The organism is Sphaerisporangium rufum (genome assembly GCF_016863395.1).
Lineage (GTDB): Bacteria > Actinomycetota > Actinomycetes > Streptosporangiales > Streptosporangiaceae > Sphaerisporangium > Sphaerisporangium rufum.
The window spans coordinates 1-3,160 of record NZ_BOOU01000039.1; the positions used below are offsets into that span (position 1 = coordinate 1).

The 3,160-nt window shown below is 74.0% G+C and carries 3 protein-coding genes; all 3 read right to left on the reverse strand.

The features are described 5' to 3' along the window. Window positions 1-214: 214 nt before the first annotated feature. Window positions 215-1,531 (reverse strand): RNA polymerase sigma factor, encoded by a 1,317-nt coding sequence (locus Sru01_RS13395; protein WP_203984681.1) that lies wholly within the window; start codon window positions 1,529-1,531, stop codon window positions 215-217. A gap of 124 nt (window positions 1,532-1,655) precedes the next feature. Beyond that, the gene (locus tag Sru01_RS13400) at window positions 1,656-2,036 is read right to left on the reverse strand and encodes a YciI family protein (protein ID WP_203984682.1); all 381 of its coding nucleotides are present in this window, start codon (window positions 2,034-2,036) and stop codon (window positions 1,656-1,658) included. Between the two features lie 52 nt (window positions 2,037-2,088). Beyond that, window positions 2,089-2,772, reverse strand: coding sequence for a DUF998 domain-containing protein (locus tag Sru01_RS13405; protein WP_203984683.1), 684 nt, complete (start codon window positions 2,770-2,772; stop codon window positions 2,089-2,091). Between the last annotated feature and the right edge of the window lie 388 nt (window positions 2,773-3,160).

The following is a 3,160-nucleotide window of genomic DNA, read 5'->3' on the forward strand; positions in this document are numbered from 1 at the left end:
TTTTCCTCATTTCCGGGAGTCGGTGTTTCGTCCTTACACCAACAACTCTCCGGCATTCACCGGCCCCGGAACAGAGAAAACGGCGGCAGCAAGCTGCACGCGGATGACCGCTTCCTGCCACGTCCGGCGATGCTGGACCGTCCTGCCCGTCAGCGCGCCGCCCATGACCGCTCTGAGCGGCCAGCCCTGGCGGGCGTTACCAAGTCACCGCAGGTCAGGGTGGTTCGGGGGCGGCGTGGGCTTCCTGGGGGTAGGCGCCCTGGGCGCAGGCGGTGGCGTGGGTGAGGAAGAGCGTCCGCTCGTGGTCGTTGCGGGTGAGTGACGCCGCGCGTTCGAACTCGGCCCGCGCCTCGTCGTACCGGCCGAGCCGGGCGAGCAGGTCGCCGCGGACCGCGGGCAGCTGGGCGTAGCCGCGTAGTTCGGGGGCGGCGGCGCAGCGGTCGGCGATGGCCAGGCCGGCCGCCGGGCCGCGGGCCATGCCGACCGCGACCGCTCGGTTCAACTCCACCACCGGGGACGGCCGGACGTGCGCCAGCACCTCGTACAGCAGCACGATGCGCTCCCAGTCGGTGTCCGCCCAGGACGCGGCCCGGGCGTGGCAGGCGGCGATGGCGGCCTGCAGCGTGTACGGGCCGACCGCATCGCCGATCTCCTCGGCCCGGTCCAGCGCGGCCAGCCCCCGCCGGATGAGCAGCCGGTCCCATCGCCGGCGGTCCTGGCGGGCCAGCGGCACCGGCTCGCCGGCCGGGCCGGTGCGGGCCCGGATCCGGGACGCCTGGATCTCCATCAGCGCGGCCAGCCCGTGGACCTCCGGCTCGCCGGGCAGCAGGGCGGCCAGGATCCGGCCGAGCCGCAGCGCCTCCTCGCACAGCTCGGGCCGGGCCCAGCCGGTGCCGGCGGTGGCCGCGTACCCCTCGTTGAAGATCAGGTAGATGACGCCGAGCACCGAGGAGAGCCGGCCGGGCAGTTCCCGCGGGGCCGGCATCTCGATGCGGACGCCGTGGCCGGCCAGCGCGCGCTTGGCGCGGACGATGCGCTGCGCGACCGTGGGTTCGGCGACCAGGAACGCCCTGGCTATCTCGCCGGTGGTCAGGCCGCCGAGCAGGCGGAGGGTCAGCGCCACCCGGGCGTCCTCGGCGAGCACCGGATGGCAGGTGGTGAAGATCAGCCGGAGCAGGTCGTCCCCGATGTGGTCGTCCAGCGCCGCGTCCAGGTCGGCCGCGGCGTCCGGCTCGCGCGTCTCGATGTCATGGCCGAGCTCGCGCAGCTTGCGCTCGTAGGTGGCCCGGCGGCGGACCAGGTCGACCGCCCGGTGCTTGGCGGTGGCCGTCAGCCAGGCGCCCGGCGGGTCGGGGACACCCGACCGCGGCCACTTCTCCAGTGCGATGACCAGCGCGTCCTGCGCCAGCTCCTCGGCCAGGCCGACGTCGCCGACGATGCGGGCGACCCCGGCGATGATCCGGGCCGACTCCAGCCGCCACACCGCCTCGATCTGGCGGTGCGCCTCCGCGCGTCCGGCGTCCGACGTCATCCGCCGATACAACCACCTGAACGCCCCGCCGGGCCACCGGGGGCCGGTGGTCCGGCGGGGCGCGCCGGCAAGGATGTGCCGGTCATGGCGTGCCGGCTAGGACGTGCGGGGCGGCACGTGCCGGTCAGGGGGTGCCGGGCGGCGGGCCGAAGTCTTCGGGGCCGAGGACGCGGACGACCTCCGACTCGCCCTCCCAGCCGGGCCACATGTCGTGGTGCAGCTTCATGAACCGCCTGGTCCACTCCACCGCCTCCTCCTTGGACCGGACCTGGTAGAGGGCGTAGCTGAGCACCTCCTTGGACTCGGTGAACGGGCCGTCGGTCACGCTCAGCTCGCCGCCGGCGACGGTGACCCGGGTGCGGGTGTCGCCGGCCGCCAGCCCGCCGTTGTCCAGCAACGCCCCGGCCGCGGTGGCCTCGCCGCCCAGGTTCATTATCGCTTCCATCAGCCCGGCCGGTGGCTCGCCGGCCTGCCGTGCCGTCTTCAGCAGCACCAGGTATCGCATCGGTACATCTCCTACTGTCGTGATCTTCTATGGGATGGGATGACGCCCCGGCTCACTCGCCGGCGCGCCGGTAGAGGTGGACGGCCAGCGCGGCCATCCAGGTCCAGGTGAGGATCACCGCGGCGGTGAACGGCAGCACGGTCGCCGGGCCGCCCGCCCCGGAGGCGATGCCCGCGAACGTGACGACGAACACCGCGCCGGTGATCCGGCTGAACGCGGCCCAGCCGCGGCGCCCCTCGGCGGCGAACCCGCGGGCCAGGGCGAACGCCGCGACCAGGAAGCAGATGAATCCCAGCCCGCCGCAGACCAGGTGCATGATGCCATGCCAGCTGACCGTGGCGACGCCTTCGGGGGTGCCGGCCGGGTAGCCCATCGCCGGGTCGGCCACCATGACCCCGCCGCCGAGCAGGCCGGCACCGTACGCCGCCATGAGCCGGGGGCCCCAGGTCCGGCCGCGGGCCGGGCGCCAGGCGCGCCGCAGGCCGGCGGCGAACGCCAGGACCATCAGCCCGGTCACCAGGAAGACGGTGATGTGGATCCACCCGTGCTCGCCGGCGCTGAGCAGGCTCCAGGAGTGCCGGGTGAGGTCGAATCCCTCGCTGGCCAGCGCCTGGCCGAGCGAGCCCAGCACGTACACCGGACCGGCCAGCACGCCGTACCCGAGCAGGGACCGGGTCAGGCTGGTGGCGGGGTCGCAGGCGCGGGCGGCGGGAGTGTCGATGGTGCGCTGGGTCATGATCCGGTCTCCTTCGCGGGAGGGCCGGCCAGTGGTTCGGCGGGCCCGTTCGCTTACGCCTCGAACGAGACGACCGGATCTCGACAGGGCTCCCGGATTCTTTTCAAGATTTTTCTCACGGGTCGGCCGGTCGGCCGGCGTCGCGGACCAGCATGGCCGGCGAAGGCGTCGATCACGCGGCACGGTGCCCTTGAGCAGGAAGCCGGCCGCCCGCTCCCGCGCAGCAGCAGCCCGGCGCACCACAGGATCGGTCCGAGGCTCAGGGAGGTGCCGCCGGCGAGCCGCCCAGGGAGCCAGGCGTCGCGGTGGGCGCGGGCCGGAGTCGGGTCAGGGACGCCCGGTCCGGTGGCGGTGTTCATGAACATGTCCGGCACTGTGGGCAGCGGGC